Origin of the sequence: Bdellovibrio sp. ZAP7 (genome assembly GCF_006874645.1) — a bacterium.
Lineage (GTDB): Bacteria > Bdellovibrionota > Bdellovibrionia > Bdellovibrionales > Bdellovibrionaceae > Bdellovibrio.
Map to the genome: position 1 here is coordinate 1,177,082 of NZ_CP030082.1, position 21,816 is coordinate 1,198,897.

Sequence of the window (21,816 nt, forward strand, 5' to 3'; positions counted from 1 at the left end):
CTTTAATGAATTCATGAGGTAAGTTATTGAAACCACGATCGTGTTTCACGAAAGTAATTTATGAGGTCGATGGGACTGCTTCAAATTGAGACGTTGTAAAACTATCTTGTTTGAACAAACGGAAAGCGTTCAGTCAGTTGATAACGCGTCTGGGGAGTCTTACCATCCAATTCACTGCTGGCGGTCCCCATAAAGATTTGCAGCGGAGTCTGGACTTTCACCTGATAAGTCGTATACAGAATATCGCCCTCGCCAGGCACCTTGTATTCATCACAAACTTTGCCAGTCACAACTCGCTCTTGATTTGTTTTCCAATCAGAAAAACCACACCAGTTGATCATGTTTAAAGCTTCCGTGACTTTATCAGTTAGGCTTTTGTAAGTCGCCTCCACAGTCGTCATGTCAATTTCACGGTCCACGGACTTCACTTTGTAAATCTCTGCGTAGACCAAGTAAGCCTTGGTGCATTTATCATCCTCATAAGCTACGTGAGAAAAATTCCATCGCGGACCTTGAATCGAAAGGTGAGTGATCAAGGAATCATCGTCCATTAAATGACAAGCCTTAACATAATTGCCATCAATCTTTTGAACCGAAGGCGCCGCAAATACCAGTTGTGAAAATAGCAAAATCATTTTGATCATCCATAAATCGTAATTCCCACCCCCACCAATTCAAGCTGCGCCGCTTCCCCAAAAACCGGCAGGCGCCTTTTCGAAAAGGCGCCTGCCGGTTTTTGGTAGCTGGGTGCGGCGTTGGTGGCTAGCTGTGGGTAAGTTCTCAGTGAGCTTTCGTTTCCGGCGAATTTCGGAGATGTCGTTGTTTCCGTGAAAGCGGCCTTGTAGGTTCCGCCGCATATCAAAAAGGAGTTCCTCATGCGTATTTTGGCAATGGCTTTAACTATGGTTCTTTCTTCGGCGGCGTTCGCTGGCACAAACATGTGCGCAACATTCAAATCAGATCGCATGTTGAAGGCTCTTCACACAGTGGCTGCTCGTGAAAAAGTGACATTCGAAGAAATGTGCAACTTGCCTAAAGTTTTGGGTGTAGAAGCCATGCCCTCGCAAATCGTGAACATCAATGGTGACGTGATTCCATACACGCGCGTGCAATTGCATATGTCTGAAACCAGCTGCCTCTACATGGTTCGTGACGCTGACCAAGCGATCACGGAAGCTCGTTGCTATTCAGCTTGGTAATAAATAAGTAAGTAAGTACGCCGGGCTAAAATCCGGCTTTTGATTTCTTTTTTTCGTATTCTTCCATATTTCTTCAATGCTGTTTTCATATTCTCATCTTAAGAGATCACAACTGATTGTGAGCTTAAGCCCATGAGGAACAGAACTATGGAAAGAATATTGAATGCCGTATTGTTTTCGCTTGTCTCAATGGCCACGGCCGCTGCGATTGGCGCCCAGGAGCAACCGCCCCAAAGAGGTCCCGCCGGTGCCGGCGGGGAGGGGAATGAAGTTCTGCGCTGTATTTATACTCCCGCAGCTGATTCCCAAAGTTCCTCACTGCCAACATCCAAAATCGGCGTTAAGTTTTTGCTGCAAAGAAATAACAGCAATCACATTGCTGCTGACACTTACACTTTGAATGATTCCAATCAACCGATCAAACAAGTTGGTCATGCGGAACTTGCGGGCTCTGTCTCAGAAGTCTCAGCCACAACGAAGGCCGCTGATATAATTTCGGGGTTAGCGTTGGCAGAGGATTCGCCGTTTGATTTCCAAATCACTTTAGATTCAACCGCTGCCGACAGCAATGGTCGTTTAAGCGCCGTTGTGGAATCCATGACAACTTTTACGGGACAAACTTACACGCAAGTTCCTGTAAGTTGCAAAATCCCACCAGCTCCGCAGCAAAAACCACCGCAATCACAAAACGCACGTTTAAATTAATCGCCCAGGATCTGCTTCACAAGTTTCGGAACTTCCTCTGAAGCAGGTCCCACCAGATGTTCCTCAAAGGCGCGGGAAATTTCCGTGTCTTTCACATTGATTTCAATCTTGCGCGCTTTCCACGCAAGTTGTACGAAGCCGGCGGCAGGGTAGACATTGCCGCTGGTGCCGATGGAAATAAAAATGTCGGCGTTTTCCAAGGCGTAGTAAATCTCGTCCATGTGGTGGGGCATTTCCCCAAACCACACGATGTCGGGGCGAAGGGCGCCCTTGATGCCGCATTGAGGGCAACTCTCATTTACTTCTAAGTCTTCTTCCCACAGCATCACTTCTTCGCAAGACAGGCAGCGGATTTGATCCAAGCGACCATGCATGTGCAGAAGGTTTTGGGAGCCCGCTTTTCGATGCAGATTGTCGACATTCTGGGTGACCAGCAGGAATTCGCCCTCCCAGGCCTTTTCCAACTCTGCCAGAGCGAAATGAGCGGCATTGGGCACCACTTTTGGGTCTTTCAGTTGAGATCGTCTCGCATTGTAAAAGCGTTGAACCAAAGCCGGGTCCCGATGAAAAGCCTCGGGAGTGGCAACGTCCTCGATACGATGTTCTTCCCAAAGGCCGTCTTGATCGCGAAACGTGCGAATGCCTGACTCGGCGGAAATGCCGGCCCCAGTAAGAATCACGATGTTTTTGAAGAGATGTGAGTTCAAAATTATGCCTCGTGACAAGATGCCCAACTCGTTGAGCTTTCAACTGATTTTCATTAGGATGTGGCGTTCTTTACAGAAAGGCAATTACAATGGCTTCTAAAATCGAAACTACACCGGAAATGGTGCAGAACGTTTACAAGAAGACAGCTGAACGTATCGCAGTTGTTGGTAAGCGTTTGAACCGTCCTTTGACTCTTGGAGAAAAAATCCTTTTCGGTCACTTGGACGACCCACAAAATCAAGAATTAGTTCGTGGCGAAAGCTTCCTACTTTTGAGACCAGACCGTGTAGCAATGCAAGATGCGACAGCGCAAATGGCTTTGTTGCAATTCATGCTTGCTGGAAAAGACGAAGCAGCGGTTCCTTCTACAGTTCACTGTGACCACTTGATCCAAGCTTACAAAGGTTCAAGCGTGGACATGACTGTTGCTAACACTTCCAACAAAGAAGTTTATGACTTCTTGGCGACAGCTTCTTCTCGTTACAACATCGGTTTCTGGAAACCAGGCGCTGGGATCATCCATCAAGTCATCCTAGAAAACTACGCTTTCCCAGGTGGCTTGATGATCGGTACAGACTCTCACACTCCAAATGCGGGTGGCTTGGGTATGTGTGCGGTAGGTGTCGGTGGATCTGACGCTTCTGACGTCATGGTTGGTCTTCCATGGGAAGTTAAAAATCCAAAATTGATCGGTGTTCACCTTAAAGGAAAACTTGGCGGCTGGGCTTCTGCCAAAGACGTGATCTTGAAACTTTGCGGAATGCTAACTGTTAAAGGTGGTACGGATAAAGTTGTTGAGTACTTCGGTGAAGGGACTTCTTCAATCTCTTGTACGGGTAAAGCTACCATCACAAACATGGGTGCTGAGCTTGGTGCAACTTGTTCTGTATTCCCGTACGACGACCGCATGGCTGCTTACTTGAAATCAACTGGCCGTGATGAATTAGCTAAAGTTGCTGATGCTCACAAAGATCTTTTGTCTGCTGATGCTGACGTTGTTGCAAATCCAGGCAAATACTTCGACGAAGTTTACGAAATCGATTTGTCTGCTTTGGAGCCACACTTGGTGGGTCCTCATACTCCGGACTTGGCTCGTCCTATCTCTGCACTTAAAAAAGAAGTGGCTGAGAAAGGTTACACAGTTAAGATTTCTTCTGCGTTGATCGGTTCTTGCACGAACTCTTCATACGAAGATATTGGTCGCGCGGCATTCGTAGCGAAACAAGCTATGGAAGTCGGCGTGAAAATGGAATCTCCATTCTTGGTTTCTCCAGGTTCTACACAAATCCAAAACACTATCGAGCGCGACGGTCAAATGGCGACGTTCAACGAAGTGGGTGCAACTGTTCTTGCGAACGCTTGCGGTCCTTGCATCGGTCAATGGAGACGTGACGACATTAAACCTGGCGAGAAGAATACAATCGTAACTTCTTTCAACCGTAACTTCCGCGCACGTAACGATGCGAATCCAGAAACTTTAGCTTTCATCGCAAGTCCTGAAATCGTAATGGCGTTGGGTCTTGCCGGTCGTTTGGATTTCAATCCACAAACGGATGAATTGGTTGGACCAAAAGGTTCTATCAAATTGCAAGCTCCAGTGGCGCCAGAGTTGCCTGCTAAAGGTTTCATCGCGGACACTGAAGGTTACCAAAAACCAGCGGGTGCGACGGCTCAAGTGGCTGTGAATCCTTCTTCAGATCGTTTGCAACTTCTTTCGCCATTCACGAAATGGGATGGTAACGACTTCGTTGATAATTTGGTTCTTGCGAAAGCAAAAGGCAAATGTACAACGGATCATATCTCTCCAGGTGGTAAATGGTTGAACTACCGTGGTCACTTGGACAACATCTCTAACAACATGTTGTTGGGTGCGGATAACGCGTTCACAGGTGAAATCGGTAAAGGTAAAAACCAACTGACTGGCGAAACTGGCGTTGAGTTCGCTCAGATCGCACGTCAATACCAAAAAGCTAGCAAAGGCTGGATCATCGTTGGTGACGAAAACTACGGTGAAGGTTCTTCTCGTGAGCACGCAGCTATGTGCCCAAGACACCTTGGCGCGACTGCAGTGATCACGAAATCATTCGCACGTATTCACGAAACAAACTTGAAAAAACAAGGTGTGTTGGCTTTGACTTTCGTAAATCCAAAAGACTACGACAAAGTTCAAGAAGCGGACAAAGTTTCCTTGGTAGATCTTAAAGATCTAGCTCCAGGTAAGAACGTGAAAATGATCTTGAAGCACGCTGATGGATCAACTGAAACGATCGAAGCGAAACATACATACAACGCAGAACAATTGAAATGGTTCAGAGCGGGCTCTGCTCTTAACTTGATCCGCGGCCTTTAAGAAAGAGCGATCGGAAGATCGCTTTCATTCTAGATAAATTTTAAAACCCACAGTGATGAGCTGTGGGTTTTTTAATTGTCTTAGACGGATTCTAGTTCGGATTTTTCGTAGTTGCATTGGAAGCAGGTTAGGACGTAGTGGCCGTATTGGTTGGTGGCTACGTTCAGGTGGGAGTTTTCGCAGTGAGGGCAGGGAATTTTGTCGGAGTTGAGCCATGTGCTTGCTGGGGCCTGTAGAAGCTCGTACAGATTTTGTTCTGCGGGCTCGAAACCTTTCAATGAAATTTTGCCGATCGCGTGCATTTCAAATCCGTCGATGGCCAAGGTCTTTGCGACATTGGCATCGATCACGATTTGATCAGGGGAGGCAAACCCTGCAAAACGCGATGACAGTGGTAATGGAGCGCCAATTGCCGTGTACGAGCGGAAGTATTTTGAATTTCCGTAAAAGCCAACGTTGGCATCCCCAGCAGCGATACCAATTCGAATCTGCAATTTCTTTTGCCAGTTGAATTGATAAAATTCCTGATCCTTCGTCAAGGCTTCACGGACATCCAAAGCTGCCAGGCAGGTTTTTTGGATAAATTCGCCGTGGTGATCTGCATCGTTGGCAAAGGCCATGATGCCATCACCTTGAAACTTATCAATCGTCAGATCGTACTTTAGGAATATCGAAACCACGGTATCCATAAAACGCGCAAGGACCGTGTCGACCTTGCGATAATCCAGACGCACGACTTGTTGGCTGGAATCCACGATGTCGATAAAGATCGCGCAGATTTTCAGCTGACGAATGCTTTTTTCCAGATCCATGCGCCCATCATAAATAGCTTGGGCGATCTTGGGGCTGAATTGAGTCTTAAGAGAGTTCAGACGAATCGCTTCGGCAGTTTTTCGTTTAACAATATTATCGCGATTGGCGAGCTCAGTTTTCAAAGCGATGCGGGAGTTGATTTCTCGTAAGCGCAGACGTTCGTGAAAGAAACGAATCAAATAGCAAATGACTACGGAACCAAAGATAAAGAAGGTATTGATCAAAAGACCTGACCAGTCCTTCATCGAATGCGCACCATAAATCACGATCCCAAAGTAAGGCCCAAAAATCAGTGCAGTCGTCAGGCAGAAAAATCCCATGGTAAATGGAATAAAAGAAAGGCCACCCAACGCCACCAGATTCAATCCGGCGTAATAGACAGTCGTCACTTCTGGCAAAAGTCCAATCATCACATTGATCGGAAGAGCCACCATGCCGACATAGGCTGCCGCGATCCACTGGGCAGACTCAGCGGAGCGTTCGTGCTCCATCATTTTTTTGCCAAATAAGCAGACGGGGATGATTGTTAGCCGAAGAGCTAAGAATTCCCACTTAAGATTCGGAGCATAGGCCCAGTCAGCAATCCAGAATACCAAATAGAGCGGGATGGCCATCCAGTTGGAGATCACCTTTAAGATCGCTCTAATTTCTGCATTCACTTCAAATTCGCGCATCTGCGATGAAGTGATCACTGTTTCAAACACGGTTGTTCCTATTTTTTAATGACTACAAATAAGTTCACTCCAAGGGGTTCTTTTTCAATCCAGATTTTGGATCCGAGTCCGTTAAAGATACGCAGAAGATCTTCTTCCGATCTGTAAATTAAGTGCCAATCCAGTATCAGCTCCATAAATGGAACACAAGGATTTGTTTTGCTGAAGTTGCCAATGATAATGTGTCCACCATCTTTCACTGAGTTCAACATTTGCTTCGCAGCCATGTGTGCAACGTGTTCCGTGAAATAGTCAAATAAGCCAGCAGAGTAAATCATGTCGTAATCCTGCTCGGGACAGCCCATGGCAATCACATTCTTAATGGCCATATTATTAAATCGGTAACTGAATCCTGACTTTACTGAGCGTTCGAGCGTCAGTAAACGGCGCTGAGCGTGTTTCAGGGATTCCTCGTCTTGATCAAGGCAAGTGAACTCTAGCGTTCGGCCGTAAAATTCTTTTTTGTTTTTCAAAAAGAGCTGCTGTTCCATCGCAGGGCCGCTGGCAACTGATAAAAATTTGAGGGGCTTATCAGGTGGTGATGCTTGCACCAATTCGGATATCTTTTCGAACAAGTAGGTTCCGCGATTTTTCACCGCAGCACCGGCAGGCTCATCAATAAAGTATTTATGCATGCATTGATCGAACAGAGTTTTGCCGACCAATTCATTGCGATAAAGATGATTCATCATTTCATAGTCACCCGCATAGCCACGCGGTTTATAGTACGCACGACTTGCAAAAGGTGCCCCATAGATCAGGTGACCTACTTGCTCACGGGCAAATTTCGTGGCCCACTTTAACTGCTCGGGCGTTAGATATTTAATCAGTTCTGGGATCTTAGCATAAGAGCTGGGAATCACATGCCCCAAATACTGTGATAGTTGAGTTGCGATAGTGGCTTTATATTCCTGACATTCGTCAACACTATCCTTGGGAGCGTTTGCCTCTAAGGTGTCGACCTGGGCTTTTAATTTTTCTAACCAGTCTTTCATTTCATAGACATAGTTTTTAAATTCAGCGGAAAGTTGAGACAAAGCCACGGCATATTCAGTTTGTTTTTCGATAACAGATGTCGTCGCTTGCAAAGCTTGAATGCGTTCGATCTGTAGAGGCTCTTCCATTACTTCAAACGCTACCAGCATTTGCGAAAACGCCGACAGAGCATAGGGTTCGTTACGCACCCAACGCAGTTTAATGCTTTGAGTTTTGATGTCTTTATAAGTCAGAGTCGCTTCAGGATGATTGTGTATACCAAAGGCTGCCCTGAAAGCTGCATAGTCTGTTTCCGCAACAAGTATCGCGCAACCAAAGGTGCTTAGATTTAAAACATCGCAGCGAAACCCGTTGACCGTGACATGGCAAAGGCCGGGCTCAAAAGGCGTGCGATCCTGACGAACCACGTTTTTCCGTTTATCCGCGACCACACTGAAGAATTCTTGCTTCATCGCTTGTTTGCTCATTGATCCCTCGTTGTAAGGAAGCCTACTTTTGTCTTATCGCCATTATTAAAAGTGTTATGAGCCCAAAATTGCGTTTAACCCGAATAATTTTACCCCTGTTTACCCATGAGCATTACAGGGGGCGAATGATTCCTACATAAGAGGGGTGGGTCTTTGCGGACAAATGCCTTTAATTGTCACCTTAGACACTCTTCACAAATGAAAAACACATAGTTTCCAAGGCTTAGCTGGCGATTTTCGAGGTCTAAGCTTTGCACTAAACCGCCGAGTTATGAAAAATACCGTTCAATTAATGCTGTTCGTTTTGTTGATGATGATGCCTTCCCGCTATGTCCTAGCGGTGGAGGAGGGCCCACGTGAGACCGTGGATACGGTTTTAGTGGAGGAGACACTTGATCCGGCCAAGGTTGCACAAACCACGGATAAAGAACACACCGTCATCGAGGTTAAAGGCAAAACATTCACTCTGGAAGCTTATCCAGATGTTGACGCTATGAAGGAAGCTTTGGGACTGACTATTCCCGATAAAGTGCGCGCTGAAATTTTAGCTCGCGGTGGAAAAATTGAAGACGTCAATCCACTGGAAGCATACGAAAAACTGCCCGCCGACAGACAAGAGCAATTCCGTAAAACTCGGGAGCAATTCCTAGCGAATGCTGCAAGAATTCTTATGACAACTAAGTTCGCCTTGGGGGCGGGTAGTGTTGTCGGCGATGGCATGAGCTTTATCAAAGTGAAAGTTAAAAAAGTTTTCGGTAAAGACACTCCTGCCCAAGAAAAACAGAAGCTAACTTTCGGAGAAAAAAGTGATCGCGCCGTTTTGAACATGCTTAAAGGCATGGACTATAAATTGTGGTCTCAGGCGCCACTTCTTATTGATTCAAACGAATTTGGTCTTAGCGTGTCTGTGGGTATTGTCGCAGAAACAGGCGTCATGAAAAAGGGCGCCGGCGGAGCTGAGGAGTTGGGTTTTAGCTTAGCGATGAACAAAGCCAAGAAGGCTTTCGTTTTTGAACTTTTCCATAACTCGGAAAGATTTGATAACACGAAAGCCGCGATTTCCGTCATTGGTGTTGTTGGAAAAGTAGGTATGACTATGGGTCATCGTGAAGGTGCCGAAACTCTTAAAGGCAGCTCTTTTTATCCACCAGCCATCCCTGGCTTTAGCATGAACTCGCCAGAATATTTTGCTGCAGGATTCAGCAGCAGCATCGGATTACCGCCTCCACCGCTGGCTGACCTTTTAACTTTCACCAATAAGTTTGAACGCCATTCGTTAATTCGTGTGACAGTATCGCCGTTGGTTAAAGGATTTGTGCGTATTGAAGTGGGTGATTTAAAAGGTACGTTCAAAGCTGTCACTTATCGCTTCGTGGATATCTTTAAGGCCATTGCTTATAAGACTCACTTGATGAGACGGCCTACTTTGTGTTCTGCTGTTTTTGCAACAGCAGGATAAGGATATCTCACATGCCCGGCATCGTTAAAAACCCAGTGCTACGAAACGTCCTTCTGGTGCTGGGATCGGTGTCCTTAATTCTTGGAATTATCGGCGCTTTTCTTCCCGTTCTTCCTACGACGCCTTTTGTTTTGCTATCGGCCTGGTGCTTTCTGCGCAGTTCAGATAAGGCCCATGCATGGCTATATCGTCAGCCCTTGTTTGGCAAAGCCCTGACTGATTGGGACCGCAATAAGGCCATTTCCAGAAGAACTAAAGTCGTCGCAATCACCATGATCCTGTGTTCACTGTGCTTTATGTGGTGGACAGTTCCTAATACCTATTTAGTAGTGTCTCTGACGGTTGTGCTTTTGGCAGTGTCTGTGTTCATCGCCACACGAAATGAAGTATAAAGCGGGATTGACGGACTCACTGCCCTGCAGTTGAATGTTCCCATGAGCCTAGAGCAATTTTTTTCAGAACTAATCCAAAAAGCCGAAGATTCGGATGAGATTACGAACGCGGGGAAAGATGATGAGGGGTTTTATAAACCCACACGTACGATCCTGCTTCGTCATCTGCATTTACTGAAAGACTTGCACAAAAAGCCTTTGGCAAAGCCGATGCTGAAGCAGTCCTGGGCCTATGTTGTCGAACACGTTCCAGCTGAGTGGCTGGTCCCGGGTACGAAAGAGGATCAGGCTGAACTTAAAAAGATGCTTTGATCTGTTACATTCACTTCTGATTGATTTTGATTCGGACTATGCAAAATTGGAAAATTTAGAATATGAAAAAGGTATTCCGACATGTAAATCTACACATTAGATTTCTTGAGATCATTTTCAAGGTCGGAATGATCTTTTGTTCATTTACCTCCAAGGCCTACGCGCTTCCGGATAATGGGCCCTCCGCTCAAGCACATAAAAAAATTCTGTTCGTCGCTTCCAATTTAAGAAATGGGGGAGTGAGGGCTGTTAGTGATTCATTTCAGCGAGCCGCTGATGAACTTAAATGGCAAGTGTTGCTGGTTGACTGCGCGGGAAAGAAAAGCTGCATTCAAGCAGCACTTAAAAGCTCTCTATCAAAAGCCACTGACGGAATAATCCTGGGTGGTTTTGACGGAGCTGACTTTCGGGAAATCTTAAAAAAAGCTCAGAAGCGAGGAGCAAAAGTCGTTGGGTGGCATGCTTCCGCCAAAGCGGGAGTCACGGAGGACATGTTCGTCAATATTTCGACAGACCCGGTGGATGTTGCGAAAGCCGCCGCACATCAGCTGGAAAAATTTGGAAGAAAACCTGGAGGCGTCATCATCCTGACGGACCGGGACTATTCGGTTGCGACCTTAAAAACTCTTTCGATGAAAAAAGCTGTCGAAGCTATGCCGGATTTTAAATTGCTCGCCGTGGAAGATTTGGCAATTTCCAAGTCAGATAAAGAAATATATCATCTGGTGAAATCCTGGAATCAGCGCTTTGGAAAAGCTTGGACTCATACCTTAGCGATCAATGACCTTTATTTTGATTATATGGCTGATGCTTTAAAGGGGATTCAGCGCAATGATGTGGTGGGCATCGGTGCCGGGGATGGCTCCATTGAAGCCATCGGTCGCGTGGGCTCCTCCAAATCCGCGCAAATGGTGACAGTCGCAGAGCCTTTGCAAACCCAGGGCTGGCAAATCGCTGATGAACTTAATCGCGCTTTTGCCGGAGAGCCGCCGAGCGGTTATGCGACCCAGCCTCTGGTTATTACCAAGAAATTTACCGACGAAGTTAAAGACGGGAATATCGAGGAGCGTATTCCTTATCAAAGAACATATATGGCCATCTGGTATCCTCATCGCGCCAAACCAAAGGATTGAACAAACCTTTGACACTCCTGAAAAGAATGCCGACGGCTGATCCCACAAGAGCTAACACTCGTAGGATAAAGTATAATTTAGCAGCCATGAATAAGCTGTTTTTCCTCTTCATTCTCGTCGTATTTTCAGTCAAAACTTTCGCCGCAGAGGAATCCTTTGTGACTATTTCAGCCGTGGGCGACGTGATGCTGGGAACCGATTATCCCACAGATAAACTTCCCAATGACCAGGGTCGTAAGCTCTTCAGGTATGCCGAAAGCTATATCAAAACCGGCGACATCCGTTTCGCAAATTTCGAAGGAACATTGTTTGATGGAGTCAAAGGCGCTGGAGCGAAAAGTGAAGGTTCCAATCGTCACTTGTTCCGCACTCCTACAGAGTTTGCGCGCACCTTTGCTGATGCAGGTTTTAATGTTGTGAGCTTAGCCAATAATCATGCGATGGATTTTGGTTCGGAAGGTCTTTACTCGACTCAACAAACTTTGCGGTCGTATCAGATTCAGTACTCCACGAAAAAGGGAATGGAAGTTGCACAATTCTTAGTGCGCGGTATTCGTGTGGCTTTGATCGCCACTGATTTCTATCCTGGTTCTCGCAGCATTTCTGCTCCGGAGAAAACTTATCAGGAAATTCGCGACCTAAAAAAACGTTTCGATGTCGTGATCGTGTCTTCTCATGCTGGCAGCGAAGGTTCTGATTCCATCAGAACTCCGAATACGACGGAATACTATATGGGCGAGAATCGCGGAAACTCTGTGGCCTTCGCCCGGGGGGCCATCGATGCGGGGGCAAGCTTGATCCTGATGCATGGTCCGCATGTGCCTCGCGGCTTAGAAGTTTATAAAGGTCGTCTGGTCGTATATAGCTTGGGAAATTTCGCAACCGAAAGAGGTATCAACGTCCTAGGCACAGCGGGATTGGCTCCACTGTTGCTGGTGAAATTAGACCCTCAAGGAAAGTTCCTAAAAGGCTCTATTACATCGTTCATCCAAAACCGCGAGCAGGGTGTGATCTACGATAAAAACCTGGGAGCTTTTAAGCTGATGCAAAGCCTGTCATATCAGGACTTCCCGGGCTCGACCCCGCTGTTTGACTCCACCACAAGTATGATTCGCCCACGCTAGTTGCGCCCCTGTAACGTAGTGTGAAATAACTATATTTCTGTTTTGCCTTATTTAAATTTTGGACGCGAAAGATTACTATCTGCGTCATTATGCGTTGGATTCCTCTCTTACTTTTGATTGCTGTTTTGGCTTCGTGCTCCTCTGAAAAACCAGAGACGCGCGAGCAAAAAATGAATCGTGGTTTTGAATACCTCGATCAGCAAAACTACGATCAAGCGATTGCGTACTTTCAAAAGCTTTTGAAGGAAGACGGGCACCCGCAAGTTCGCATGGCCTTGGCCTCGGCCTATGCCGCCCGCGCCGGTATCCGCATTGAAAACATCTATAACTTCGTGGTTGTTAAGCACCGCCCGGTGATGCGCATTCAAATTGAAAATCTCACTTTTTCTGAACAAACCAACGAAGTGATTCATAACTTAGAAAAGTTCCTGGCCCAGTGGGAGCAAGTTCCCAACGTGAACGCCCAAGGACGCACAGATCTGGAAAAAGCGGTGGGCATTTTGGCTGAGACCGACAATGGCGGCGCCAGACTTTACAGTGCCATCCTGCGCGTTGTGGTTTTGAAAGCCAATGTGAGCGAGGGAATCCTCTCCTGGAATCTTGAAACTCAAAGCACAGGCAAAAAACTTTGCGTGCAAGACATTCGCCCGTGGTGGAGCTGGTGCGAGAAAGTTATCAGCTCTCTAGATAGCCTGGGTAATGACTTAGAAAAAGCCTTCCCTAAAAAACGCGAAGATCTGAAGCAATATCGTGCACAGCTTTCTCAAGCCAAAGTGCAAATGAAAGCTGTGACGATCCCCGTGGGTGAGCAATGCTTTTAAGAGTGTTGTTGATCTTGCTTACTTTAACTTCTATCGCACAGGCGGGCCCTTTGCCAGCCTACTTGCGCGACGGCGGCACTCGTTTTTTATTTAGAACATTCGGTACCACTTGTTATTCGATGGACAGCATCGAGCGCGGTCTTCCGTGCAATCCTGCCTTTATCGCCAAGAATGATAGAAAACGTTTCGACAGTGATTTGTTCTTAGGGACAAACATGGATTACCTAAGTGACGTCGATGACATGGTAAACGGCAACGCCACTCCCGAGCAGGTGAATAGAATTTTCTCGCGCAGAGATGCATCCCAAGCCGAGGCTTCCCTGGAAGCTGCATTTCAAGCCAGAACCTGGGGCCTTTCAGTTGAACCATATCGCCTGGTTTTTTACACCGACATTCATAATTCGTCATTGCCGGCGGTGAACTTCATTGGCGCTGAAGAGAAAAGCCTTAAGCTGCAATTTTCCTCTTACGTAAGCCATAACTTTTATGCGGGTATTCAGCTTCGCTATACGCACGTGAAATTCGTCGGGAACTACATCATGCTGACTGAAGCTTTGGCTGATGATTCCGAAGAAATTTTCAGAGCGCGCACTCAGGATCTTTTTTATATCGAGCCAGGTTTCGTTTACTCTTGGGATGATGAAGTGTGGAAGCCACAAGTCACTGCGATGTTTTCGCAGTGGGGCTTTACTGACGAAAAATCTGAACAGTATCCCGTAAAACCCCAAGGTATGCTGGGCGCATCGATTAAGCCTCCAGTAGGTATGGGTGTATTTGAAGTGGGCACGCAAGTGGCGGTGGGTACGGATACGCAGCACTGGCAAGAAACCGTGCGCGCTGCCATGGCTTATAAAATTGGAATTTTGCAACTGGCGGTCAGCGGTGGTCAGCGCGATCACTCCGCTGGCTTTTTGCTTGGCTATAAGAACATCACCAGCGGTCTTTCTTACTGGGGTCAGGACCGCGACAGCGGCGTTTATATTTCCTTCGGGGTGACGCTGTGAGATCGCTTATCTTAACGCTCCTGATTCTTACCACGTGCTTTGCGATGCAGGCGAACGCTTACATGAGTGACGACAATCACTATCAAGGTTTGCCTGAGTGGTCAGAGTTCCGTCAGTTCATCAAAGAACAACAAGAGGAAGATGAGCGCCTGGGACTGAGCTATATGATTTCAGGTGGTATCGCTGCTGTGGGCGGGGTGATTGGATATGATCTTTCTAACGACCCTTTAAGTCGCAGCGTTTACGCATTGACGTCCACAGTGGGGATCGCCGCCATCGGTTTGGGTGCAAGTCACTATTGGACAGGGAATGAATACGACAGTTTCTTTTACGCTTTAGAAAATTCTAACATTTCTGTTCAGGAAAAAAATCGCATTCTGCAAAAGTACCTGGAAAAAGAGCACGATAAACGCGAGGCCCGCCGCTGGATCCGCGTGGTGACTCACTCCCTGATTGCAGTGGCGAACTTTTATAGTGCTTCCCGAGAGACAAATGGTGACGTTAAGCCGATCTTTGTGTTCCTTGGTACCGTGAATACGGTTCTAGCGATCAGCTATTCTTTTTAAAAGCCCCGTTGATAACTTAAAGACACATTGCCTCGGTCATCGGCTGAGGTCTGCGTTTTAAAGCGCTTGGTGCTCATCTCATAGCTATAACCCAGTTCAACGTCGCCGATACGGACGACGAAGCCCATGCTGCCTGCCGTGACCAAGGGACGCTTCTCGACATAGGGGCTATTACCGTCAGAGTTCCCATCTAAAAAGATATCGCGCGCCACCAGCTTTTCATAAATACGGAAGACCGAGAATAAAGAGAAGTTTCCATCATACGCATTAATCGCTCTGTAGCCCATATCATCCGGAATATTGTAACCCCAGCGTAAGATAGCTCCGACCTCCAGATGCGTATCTACGTTCCCCAGCGACCCACCATAGAAGTATATAAAGTCAGAGCTGTCTTCGTAACGATAAGGCATCACAGCTTGTTTGATCTTTAAATTGATACCCAACTCGTTATGAAGTTGCTGGTCCCAGCCTTTGGCTTCGGGGACATTAATAAGACGGTGATAGAAGTTCTGCGTTTCTTCTGCGAGTGAAGCAGGTCCCACCACTCCGATATCAACACCATAGGTGTTGAGGAGATTATTTTCGCGCGCACCTAATGATGTCGTTAGAAATAACCAACCAGCATAAGGCTGATCCGCAGGATCCGGAATCGTGCGCTTGGTATCTTCAGGCGTATAGATAAATTGCGAGAGTGCTACAGAGGAATAAAGTTTTTGTGATTCGGAAAATTGATCTGCCAAACCACTCGTAAATCCAAAGAGTCCACTGCGAATAACACCGAGAGAAATGTTGTTTGTGAGATGGCGATCGGTGTGTTCGGGTCCCGTGAAGTAGTCATTGCCAATATCTAAAATAATCTGTCTTCCGCTGTCTTCAGCGCGTGCTGAAATTATAGGCAGAAAGATGTAAATAAGAATGACCAAGAATCTTTTTGAAGTCACAAGTCCTCGTGATTATTACGACTTTTATATCATCAGTGTAATTAACACGCATCGCCAAGTGCAAAGATTTCATAAATAAGGTGAAATTTACGCGGCGGCTAAAATCGAATTGTCTTTGCGCGTAATCGGGTGCATTTATCGGCCCACAACAAAAACGTAATCCATTAACAGGAGAATCTAAATGAAAAACATGATCCTTGCTATCGCCGCTCTTATCGTTGGTCAAACTGCTAACGCAGCTATCTCTGCAAACTCTTCTTGGGAAGAAATCTTCGCAGCTAAAGGTCCATATCAAATCGTAGCTCCAGCTGTATACATGGGCCGCGCTATTGATTACACTTTCGTTTGCCGCGACGGTGACACTCTTCGCACTCAAAAACCAGTAGACATCGTTGAAGTTGTTCAACCAACTAACCAAAACGGTCGCACTGAATTCAAAGTTGTTGGTTCTGAAGTTCTTTCTACTTCTATCAACTACACTCACAAAGAATCTTTCTGTGACCAAACTAAAGGTGACAAAACAGTTTGCAAAGACGTAGTTTACACTGGCACATACCCAATGACTGTTAACGTAAAAGTTTACACTCAAGTTGGTAACGAAGCTCCAGCTCGTTTGGCTTTCGTTAAATCATACACAGTTCCAACTTGCGACAACGCATCTGTTAACTAATTAATTAGTTAATTTGGAAATGTTAAAAAGCCCGCTTTATCAGCGGGCTTTTTTTTTGCTTTTTAGGTAACACTTTCTTTTTCTGTACCTCTTCCCAAGAGCTTGTTTCGGTCATCTTTTTGCAACCCTCCTAATTCTGAAAATTTAAACACGCTTAATTGGATCTGGCCCCCGATCGGGCTCCCAATTTGGTCTCGCTGTCTCATTCTTAGACAGTAGGGCCGTCGCGTATTTTGGAGTGACCATGCAGTTCTTAAACCGTACGTCTGTGGCTGTGCTCTTGGGTTCGTCTTTATTGATGGCTTGTACTAAAGAGACCGTCAGAGTCGAAGAAAAGCTTTTGCCTCCCGCTAAAATCGAAGCGACGGCGACCATTCAAAAGAACACAGTGAGCTTTGCTAAGTCCTCCTTAGGTAAGCTCTTCATATTGATGCCGGTCCAAACCAAAGCTTCACGCGCGGCGGCTCCCGAATATCTGCGATCGTTGTTGGTTTCTTTTGAAAGAAACGGAAGTCGTATCGCCGTTTACAATCGCTCCACAGATAATTCGCAGTCCGACATCGTGGTGGATGCTTTGATTCAGACCTTTGAGGTCGTATCTGAGACTGAGGAATATGTGACTTTCGATATCGGTCAGGGATTTATGAGTCTGAATATGCAGCCCGGTTTGGATGTTGTCATATTGGAGACTTATCCAGTACAAAGCCAAGTGATCGAAACAAAGTCTGAGAACGTCTTGAAGGTAAAAGACTCTTTCGTTAAATCACTCGCTTTGAAAAACAATGCGATCCAGCTGGTGCAAGATGTGCGTGTCATTCGTCCTTTCAAACCCTATGTGGAGATTGATCCCAAAATTCAAAAGGATCTTGCGGAAATCGGAGGGATCCCCACGGAGGTAGAGCAGGGTGCGACCCTTGCTATCGAGATCAAACCTTATGTAAGTAACGAAAGTTTTGTCGTTCGCAAGTACGACTCTGAACAGCGCTTTGGATTCTTTATTAATAAAGTCGGAAAAGGCAGTACTGAAACGAAAGAACCGTTGGGACAAATCGCCCGTTGGGATGTTTCGGAATCGCGTGGACCCATTCGTATGTTGGTGGCTCCCAATTTTCCAGCGCATTTGCGTGAAGGCGTGAATCATTCTGCAAATTATTGGAATAAGATTTTTGGTCGTGAGGTTTTGAAAGTCGAGTTTGATTCTGCCATTGATGCAATTCAACCAGATAGAACGATCGTGGTTCGTTGGATTCAATGGGATGAGGGTAATGGGGCCTACGCAAATATTCAGACGGATCCTTTAACCGGGGAGTCTTTGCGCGCGATGGTTTATATCACTTCGGCTTTCACTGCAGATAAGAACTATGTCGAAGGTCGACCGAAATCGGGCGATGTCATGGGAAGCTCTTTGCGTGGACTTTGTGATTTGGAGATCGATGGATCTTCGATTCATAAGGTTAATATCGTTGGCGAAGTGATGGCTCATGAAGTGGGGCATGTCTTGGGCCTTCGTCATAATTTTGCGGGCACTGCGAATGCGCCAGTGTCAGACCAGGAAATCAAAGAAGCTGTAGATAAAATAATATTGGATGGAACGGTTCAGCCGGTGGCCGCAAGTTCCACGGTCATGGATTATCCTCCGACAGAGGTTTATTCGATTTTGGGTGCTTATACAAAATCCAATTCACTTCCTTATGACAAAGCTGCGATCGAGTGGGGATACTACGGAAAAGAAACTCCTCGCACCGCGAATATGTACTGCTCTGACGAGCACATCATGTCTGTGGGCATGGCTGAGCGTAGGTTCTTGGGGTGTGAACGTCGTGACTTGTATGCTAACGTCTTTTTCGCCGAAAGAGAGAAAGTTATCTCCGCGGCTAAGAATATTGTCGCAAATACGGTCAGCGCGGTGAAGTATAGTTTTAACAGCTTAAAGTCTGACGACTTTAAGGCAGCTCAGTATTACTTTAGCTTTAGTCCGTCGTTAAGAATTGTAAACGATCTCTATGAATCAACTCCTCAGAAGACTCAACCTCTGGTGATTGTCGATGATGTCGTGCCGGACTACTTGGCGAACTTGAGTCCTTATGCGACCAGAAAAGTTGGCTTCTACAATTCCTACGATGCACCTGGTGATAAAAAAATCACTTCGGATTTGGCTGTATTTGGTGGCATGAAGGCCTATGTGGAATCTTTGAACCCCATTAAAGTGTTTGGAGAGGGCTTCTTCCAAAATCAAGTCCAAGACCCTAAAACAGTAAGGCTTTTGATTGCTGCGGGTTTAATGGAGGCGCAAGCACTGCGTGTACAAGCGGGTTGGTTGATTCGTGCAAAAAGTCTGGATGAAAAAGAAGCTGCAGAAGTTGTCAGCAAGTTGGTGGATTTCACCAAGCTTCGTCGCTCAGAGTGGAAGAACTAATATCTTTATAAAAAAAAGCCCGCTGATAAAGCGGGCTTTTTTTTTGAGGTAACAGTTCCCTTTTCGTCATGCGCAGCAGTACGAAAAGGGAACTGTTACCTTAGAAATGCCAGTTTTCGATTTGTAGGTATTCGCTGTTATTGTGACCGGTCATCTCGTAGCCCTTGAGGCCTTTGGGAATGATCGAAGTGTTTGAGCGATAGTAGCTTGGGAGCTGGGGCAACTCGTCCGTATATGCTTTCAAAATTTTGCGCATGATAGCGGTGCGTTTTTTAGAATCAAACTCTTGAGTTGCTTGTTCTAGAAGTTTATCGACTTCCTTATTTCTCCAGCCGGAACGATTGTGTCCTGACCAGCCATTTTCTTGGGATGGAACCATTGTCGAACTCATTGTGCCCAGTGGAACCATGTTCGGCGATTCAACCCATGTTAAAGCCGCCATCTCGAATTTTCTTTGGCGCAGAATTTCTCCAAAGAACACGCGACCTGGGAAGCTTTTTAGAGTCACTTCCAGTCCCAATTGCTTCCATTGGTTTTGCAAATAGACCGCAATCATTTCGTTCATTTTATTATCGGCGACATTGGTCATCGTCAGTGACATCTTCTTGCCGTCTTTATAACGATAGCCATCGGCTCCCATTTTCCAACCAGCTTCATCTAGCAAGCGTTGCGCTTTGATGCGGCTATAAGGATACAAAGTCACGATTTTTGGATCGGCTGTGTACCATTCGTCAAAGGGCGTGGCGAAGTGAATTGCGGGAGGTTGCTTGCCATCAAAAAATGATTTCGCCATTTCTGCGCGGTTAAAGGCATAGTTCAGAGCTTGGCGAACTTTAAGATCCTTAAGAATGGGATTATCAAGATTAAGTTCAATGTGTGCATACATGGAGCCTGCAACGTACTTCACTTCGTACGGCAAGTTCTGCGACTTTACTTTCTTATCAAACGCCAAGGTCTGATCGAAGCTCATGCCCGAAGAGGACGTCATATCAACATTTCCACTCATCAGATTTGCTTCCATTGATGTGGAGTTTAAAATAAATTTAAAGATCACTTTTTTAAAGTACGGCTTTTTCCCATAAAACTTTTCGTTGGGAACTAAAACCACGTGGCTGCCTTGCTTCAGTTCGCTTACGCGATAGGGGCCGTTGTAAAGACCGGGCTCGGTGATTTTAGTGGAGTACAGAGAATTACGTTCGTAAGTTAGAACTTTTCCTTTGTATTTTTCAAAGACCGGCATTTCCAGATGCGCTGGCATCAGGCGGGGAAAGGAAACATAAAAATTGTAAGCCGGTTTATCGAAAACGATCGTACACTTTTTAGGATTGGCCTTATCAATAACCAAGTCTTTGACGTTTGCATAGTCATCACGGTTGGGTGTTGCGACCAATTCGTTGCTGCCAATTTTCCAACCAGCTTCCAAGTCTTTGCAAGTGACAGGTTTGCCGTCACCCCATTGGGCATCGATAAATTCTAAATCGGCTTTCAAGTGAGTGCCGGTTTTATCTGTGAACAACTGTGCCCTTTTATTTTCAATTGTCGGAATCTCTTTGATCAAGACGGCTTTAGGTTTTCCGTCGGGCATGATCATAACCAAAGGACGCATGATCGCATCTTGAATCAGTCCACCCGCGGCCATCGTGTTTACGATCGGATGGATGGTGTCGAATTCTGCATTCACAGCGATTTTAAGTTCTTCTTTCGGTGCGCTGAAGGCCACAGAAGAAAAAGTTGAAGAGAGAGTCAGAGAAATTAAAATTGCGTTGCGAATCATCCGCGGGCTCCTTCGTCGATAGAAAAACTATATCTGGCCGCAAAAGGCAATTGCAACTCTAAACAAAAATCCCCCACCGTTGATGCGGTGGGAGCGGGAGAATTTATTCGAGTTGCACATTCATTTGCAGATGTACGTGATAACTTTGTTATGAATAGATCCACCCTTCATTTTTGATAAAAGGCCCTCCGCATTGGAGATTCTACAGAGGGCCAGAGACACTGCCGAGATGGAGAGAGGAACATCCATGTTCTCCAGCCGCTTCTCTTGACGAACGTGCATTCAAATACGTGCAGGAAAAAACGCTCCGGAATTAATGCATTCAAGCTTTAACGTTCTTCTTTGCTACAGGGATATCTTATCAAGGAAGTTTGAAATATGAGATGATTCCCATCACGTCGGGCGACGTCACACCAGTCTTGTTTATGACTTGGGTCAGGGAAATAAAAAAACCACCAGGGGTTCGTCTGGTGGTTCCTGAGTGATCTTTTAGAATTTAGCTCACTAGTGATTAGACGCTTGTTTAGGTACTTTTGATTCGTCGACAGTGATTTCGATTTCTACACGGCGATTTTTCGCGCGAGCTTCAGCCGTCTTCGCAGGGTCAACTGGATTTGATGCGCCCATGCCTACAGATGTGATTGTGTCTGCGGGTACGCCACCCATGATCAATTGCGCGCGAACTGATTCTGCGCGATCTTTTGAAAGTGGATTGTTCTTCATGGCTGTCCCTGTGTCGTCTGTATAACCACGAATAGTCAAAACGTTTTCAGGATACTTTTTCATGATTTGCGCAAGTTCAGCGATGCTGGATTGAGCTGCTGGTTTCAAGTTAGATTTACCGGAGTCGAACAAAATGTCTGATTTAAGTTTCGTGATCAAACCTTGCTCAGTTCTTTTTGTTTCAGCGATTTTGGCAAGCTCTTTAGCCTGTTTATCCATGCGGTGACCTACGCCACCACCGATACCAGCACCCAACGCCGCACCAATCAATGCACCTTCGTTGCGTTTACCAGTTTGGTGACCAATAACAGCACCAGCAACCGCACCAATAGCGGCACCAATACCAGCACCTTTTGCTGCATTTGGATTTTCGTTCGCAGTTGCGCATCCAGTAGCGATCATTGCCACCGCTGTTCCGATAAGAACCAGTTTTTTCATAAATAGAACTCCTTCATTTATTCTTTTGTGAATAGACAAAGTTTGCCAAGCTGCGCGAAATTCGTCAATCCCCCTGGAGCTCATATATGTTT

20 protein-coding genes are annotated in these 21,816 nt (G+C 46.0%); 13 read left to right on the forward strand and 7 right to left on the reverse strand.

The genetic code is table 11. The features are described 5' to 3' along the window. Positions 1 to 101: 101 nt before the first annotated feature. Complete coding sequence (locus tag DOM22_RS05745; protein WP_210415691.1) at positions 102 to 635, reverse strand: hypothetical protein; 534 nt, start codon at positions 633 to 635, stop codon at positions 102 to 104. Positions 636 to 875: 240 nt separating this feature from the next. Here DOM22_RS05745 and DOM22_RS05750 point away from each other — a divergent pair, with 240 nt between their 5' ends. Both DOM22_RS05750 and DOM22_RS05755 read left to right on the forward strand, forming a co-directional pair. Next, positions 876 to 1,199, forward strand: a complete 324-nt coding sequence (locus tag DOM22_RS05750; protein ID WP_142699456.1) for a hypothetical protein — start codon at positions 876 to 878, stop codon at positions 1,197 to 1,199. 147 nt (positions 1,200 to 1,346) lie between these two features. Further along, positions 1,347 to 1,904, forward strand: a complete 558-nt coding sequence (locus DOM22_RS05755; RefSeq protein WP_142699457.1) for a hypothetical protein — start codon at positions 1,347 to 1,349, stop codon at positions 1,902 to 1,904. On the opposite strand, the gene cobB is transcribed toward DOM22_RS05755, so the two are convergent. Next, complete coding sequence (cobB, locus tag DOM22_RS05760; RefSeq protein WP_142699458.1) at positions 1,901 to 2,611, reverse strand: Sir2 family NAD+-dependent deacetylase; 711 nt, start codon at positions 2,609 to 2,611, stop codon at positions 1,901 to 1,903. The two genes, DOM22_RS05755 and cobB, sit on opposite strands and share 4 nt — an antisense overlap. Before the next feature lie 89 nt (positions 2,612 to 2,700). Here cobB and DOM22_RS05765 point away from each other — a divergent pair, with 89 nt between their 5' ends. Next, positions 2,701 to 4,962 carry an aconitate hydratase gene (locus DOM22_RS05765; RefSeq protein ID WP_142699459.1) on the forward strand — a complete coding sequence of 754 codons (2,262 nt, stop codon included), beginning with the start codon at positions 2,701 to 2,703 and terminating at the stop codon, positions 4,960 to 4,962. Positions 4,963 to 5,042: 80 nt separating this feature from the next. On the opposite strand, the gene DOM22_RS05770 is transcribed toward DOM22_RS05765, so the two are convergent. Both DOM22_RS05770 and DOM22_RS05775 read right to left on the reverse strand, forming a co-directional pair. Then, positions 5,043 to 6,479 carry an adenylate/guanylate cyclase domain-containing protein gene (locus DOM22_RS05770; protein ID WP_246845859.1) on the reverse strand — a complete coding sequence of 479 codons (1,437 nt, stop codon included), beginning with the start codon at positions 6,477 to 6,479 and terminating at the stop codon, positions 5,043 to 5,045. A gap of 8 nt (positions 6,480 to 6,487) precedes the next feature. After that, positions 6,488 to 7,951, reverse strand: a complete 1,464-nt coding sequence (locus DOM22_RS05775; RefSeq protein WP_142699460.1) for a class I SAM-dependent methyltransferase — start codon at positions 7,949 to 7,951, stop codon at positions 6,488 to 6,490. 271 nt (positions 7,952 to 8,222) lie between these two features. On the opposite strand from DOM22_RS05775, the gene DOM22_RS05780 reads away from it, so the two are divergent. The 8 genes from DOM22_RS05780 to DOM22_RS05815 all read left to right on the forward strand — a co-directional run bounded on the left by DOM22_RS05780 (position 8,223) and on the right by DOM22_RS05815 (position 14,762). After that, the gene (locus DOM22_RS05780; protein ID WP_142699461.1) at positions 8,223 to 9,410 is read left to right on the forward strand and encodes a hypothetical protein; all 1,188 of its coding nucleotides are present in this window, start codon (positions 8,223 to 8,225) and stop codon (positions 9,408 to 9,410) included. Positions 9,411 to 9,421: 11 nt separating this feature from the next. Beyond that, positions 9,422 to 9,802, forward strand: a complete 381-nt coding sequence (locus DOM22_RS05785) for a YbaN family protein (RefSeq protein WP_210415692.1) — start codon at positions 9,422 to 9,424, stop codon at positions 9,800 to 9,802. Positions 9,803 to 9,844: 42 nt separating this feature from the next. Continuing rightward, on the forward strand, positions 9,845 to 10,114 hold the full coding sequence (locus tag DOM22_RS05790) for a hypothetical protein (RefSeq protein WP_142699462.1): 270 nt from the start codon (positions 9,845 to 9,847) through the stop codon (positions 10,112 to 10,114). Between the two features lie 62 nt (positions 10,115 to 10,176). After that, positions 10,177 to 11,247: a substrate-binding domain-containing protein gene (locus DOM22_RS05795; RefSeq protein ID WP_142699463.1), complete on the forward strand. Its 1,071-nt coding sequence runs from the start codon at positions 10,177 to 10,179 to the stop codon at positions 11,245 to 11,247. 158 nt (positions 11,248 to 11,405) lie between these two features. After that, positions 11,406 to 12,371, forward strand: a complete 966-nt coding sequence (locus DOM22_RS05800) for a CapA family protein (RefSeq protein ID WP_210415693.1) — start codon at positions 11,406 to 11,408, stop codon at positions 12,369 to 12,371. Positions 12,372 to 12,460: 89 nt separating this feature from the next. Further along, positions 12,461 to 13,192, forward strand: coding sequence for a hypothetical protein (locus DOM22_RS05805; RefSeq protein ID WP_142699465.1), 732 nt, complete (start codon positions 12,461 to 12,463; stop codon positions 13,190 to 13,192). After that, the gene (locus DOM22_RS05810) at positions 13,183 to 14,196 is read left to right on the forward strand and encodes a hypothetical protein (RefSeq protein ID WP_142699466.1); all 1,014 of its coding nucleotides are present in this window, start codon (positions 13,183 to 13,185) and stop codon (positions 14,194 to 14,196) included. The genes DOM22_RS05805 and DOM22_RS05810 overlap by 10 nt, the downstream gene beginning before the upstream one ends. Then, positions 14,193 to 14,762, forward strand: a complete 570-nt coding sequence (locus tag DOM22_RS05815) for a hypothetical protein (protein WP_142699467.1) — start codon at positions 14,193 to 14,195, stop codon at positions 14,760 to 14,762. Before DOM22_RS05810 ends, DOM22_RS05815 begins: the two co-directional genes overlap by 4 nt. Here DOM22_RS05815 and DOM22_RS05820 read toward each other — a convergent pair. Further along, positions 14,759 to 15,703, reverse strand: coding sequence for a lipid A deacylase LpxR family protein (locus DOM22_RS05820; RefSeq protein WP_142699468.1), 945 nt, complete (start codon positions 15,701 to 15,703; stop codon positions 14,759 to 14,761). The genes DOM22_RS05815 and DOM22_RS05820 overlap by 4 nt on opposite strands. A gap of 181 nt (positions 15,704 to 15,884) precedes the next feature. On the opposite strand from DOM22_RS05820, the gene DOM22_RS05825 reads away from it, so the two are divergent. After that, positions 15,885 to 16,373 (forward strand): hypothetical protein, encoded by a 489-nt coding sequence (locus DOM22_RS05825; RefSeq protein WP_142699469.1) that lies wholly within the window; start codon positions 15,885 to 15,887, stop codon positions 16,371 to 16,373. A 244-nt stretch (positions 16,374 to 16,617) separates the two neighbouring features. Further along, complete coding sequence (locus DOM22_RS05830) at positions 16,618 to 18,789, forward strand: zinc-dependent metalloprotease (protein ID WP_142699470.1); 2,172 nt, start codon at positions 16,618 to 16,620, stop codon at positions 18,787 to 18,789. Between the two features lie 100 nt (positions 18,790 to 18,889). On the opposite strand, the gene DOM22_RS05835 is transcribed toward DOM22_RS05830, so the two are convergent. Then, positions 18,890 to 20,563: a peptide ABC transporter substrate-binding protein gene (locus DOM22_RS05835; RefSeq protein WP_142699471.1), complete on the reverse strand. Its 1,674-nt coding sequence runs from the start codon at positions 20,561 to 20,563 to the stop codon at positions 18,890 to 18,892. A 504-nt stretch (positions 20,564 to 21,067) separates the two neighbouring features. Continuing rightward, a complete protein-coding gene (locus tag DOM22_RS05840; RefSeq protein WP_142699472.1) occupies positions 21,068 to 21,724 on the reverse strand; it encodes an OmpA family protein in 657 nt (218 codons plus the stop codon). Positions 21,725 to 21,816 lie beyond the last annotated feature (92 nt).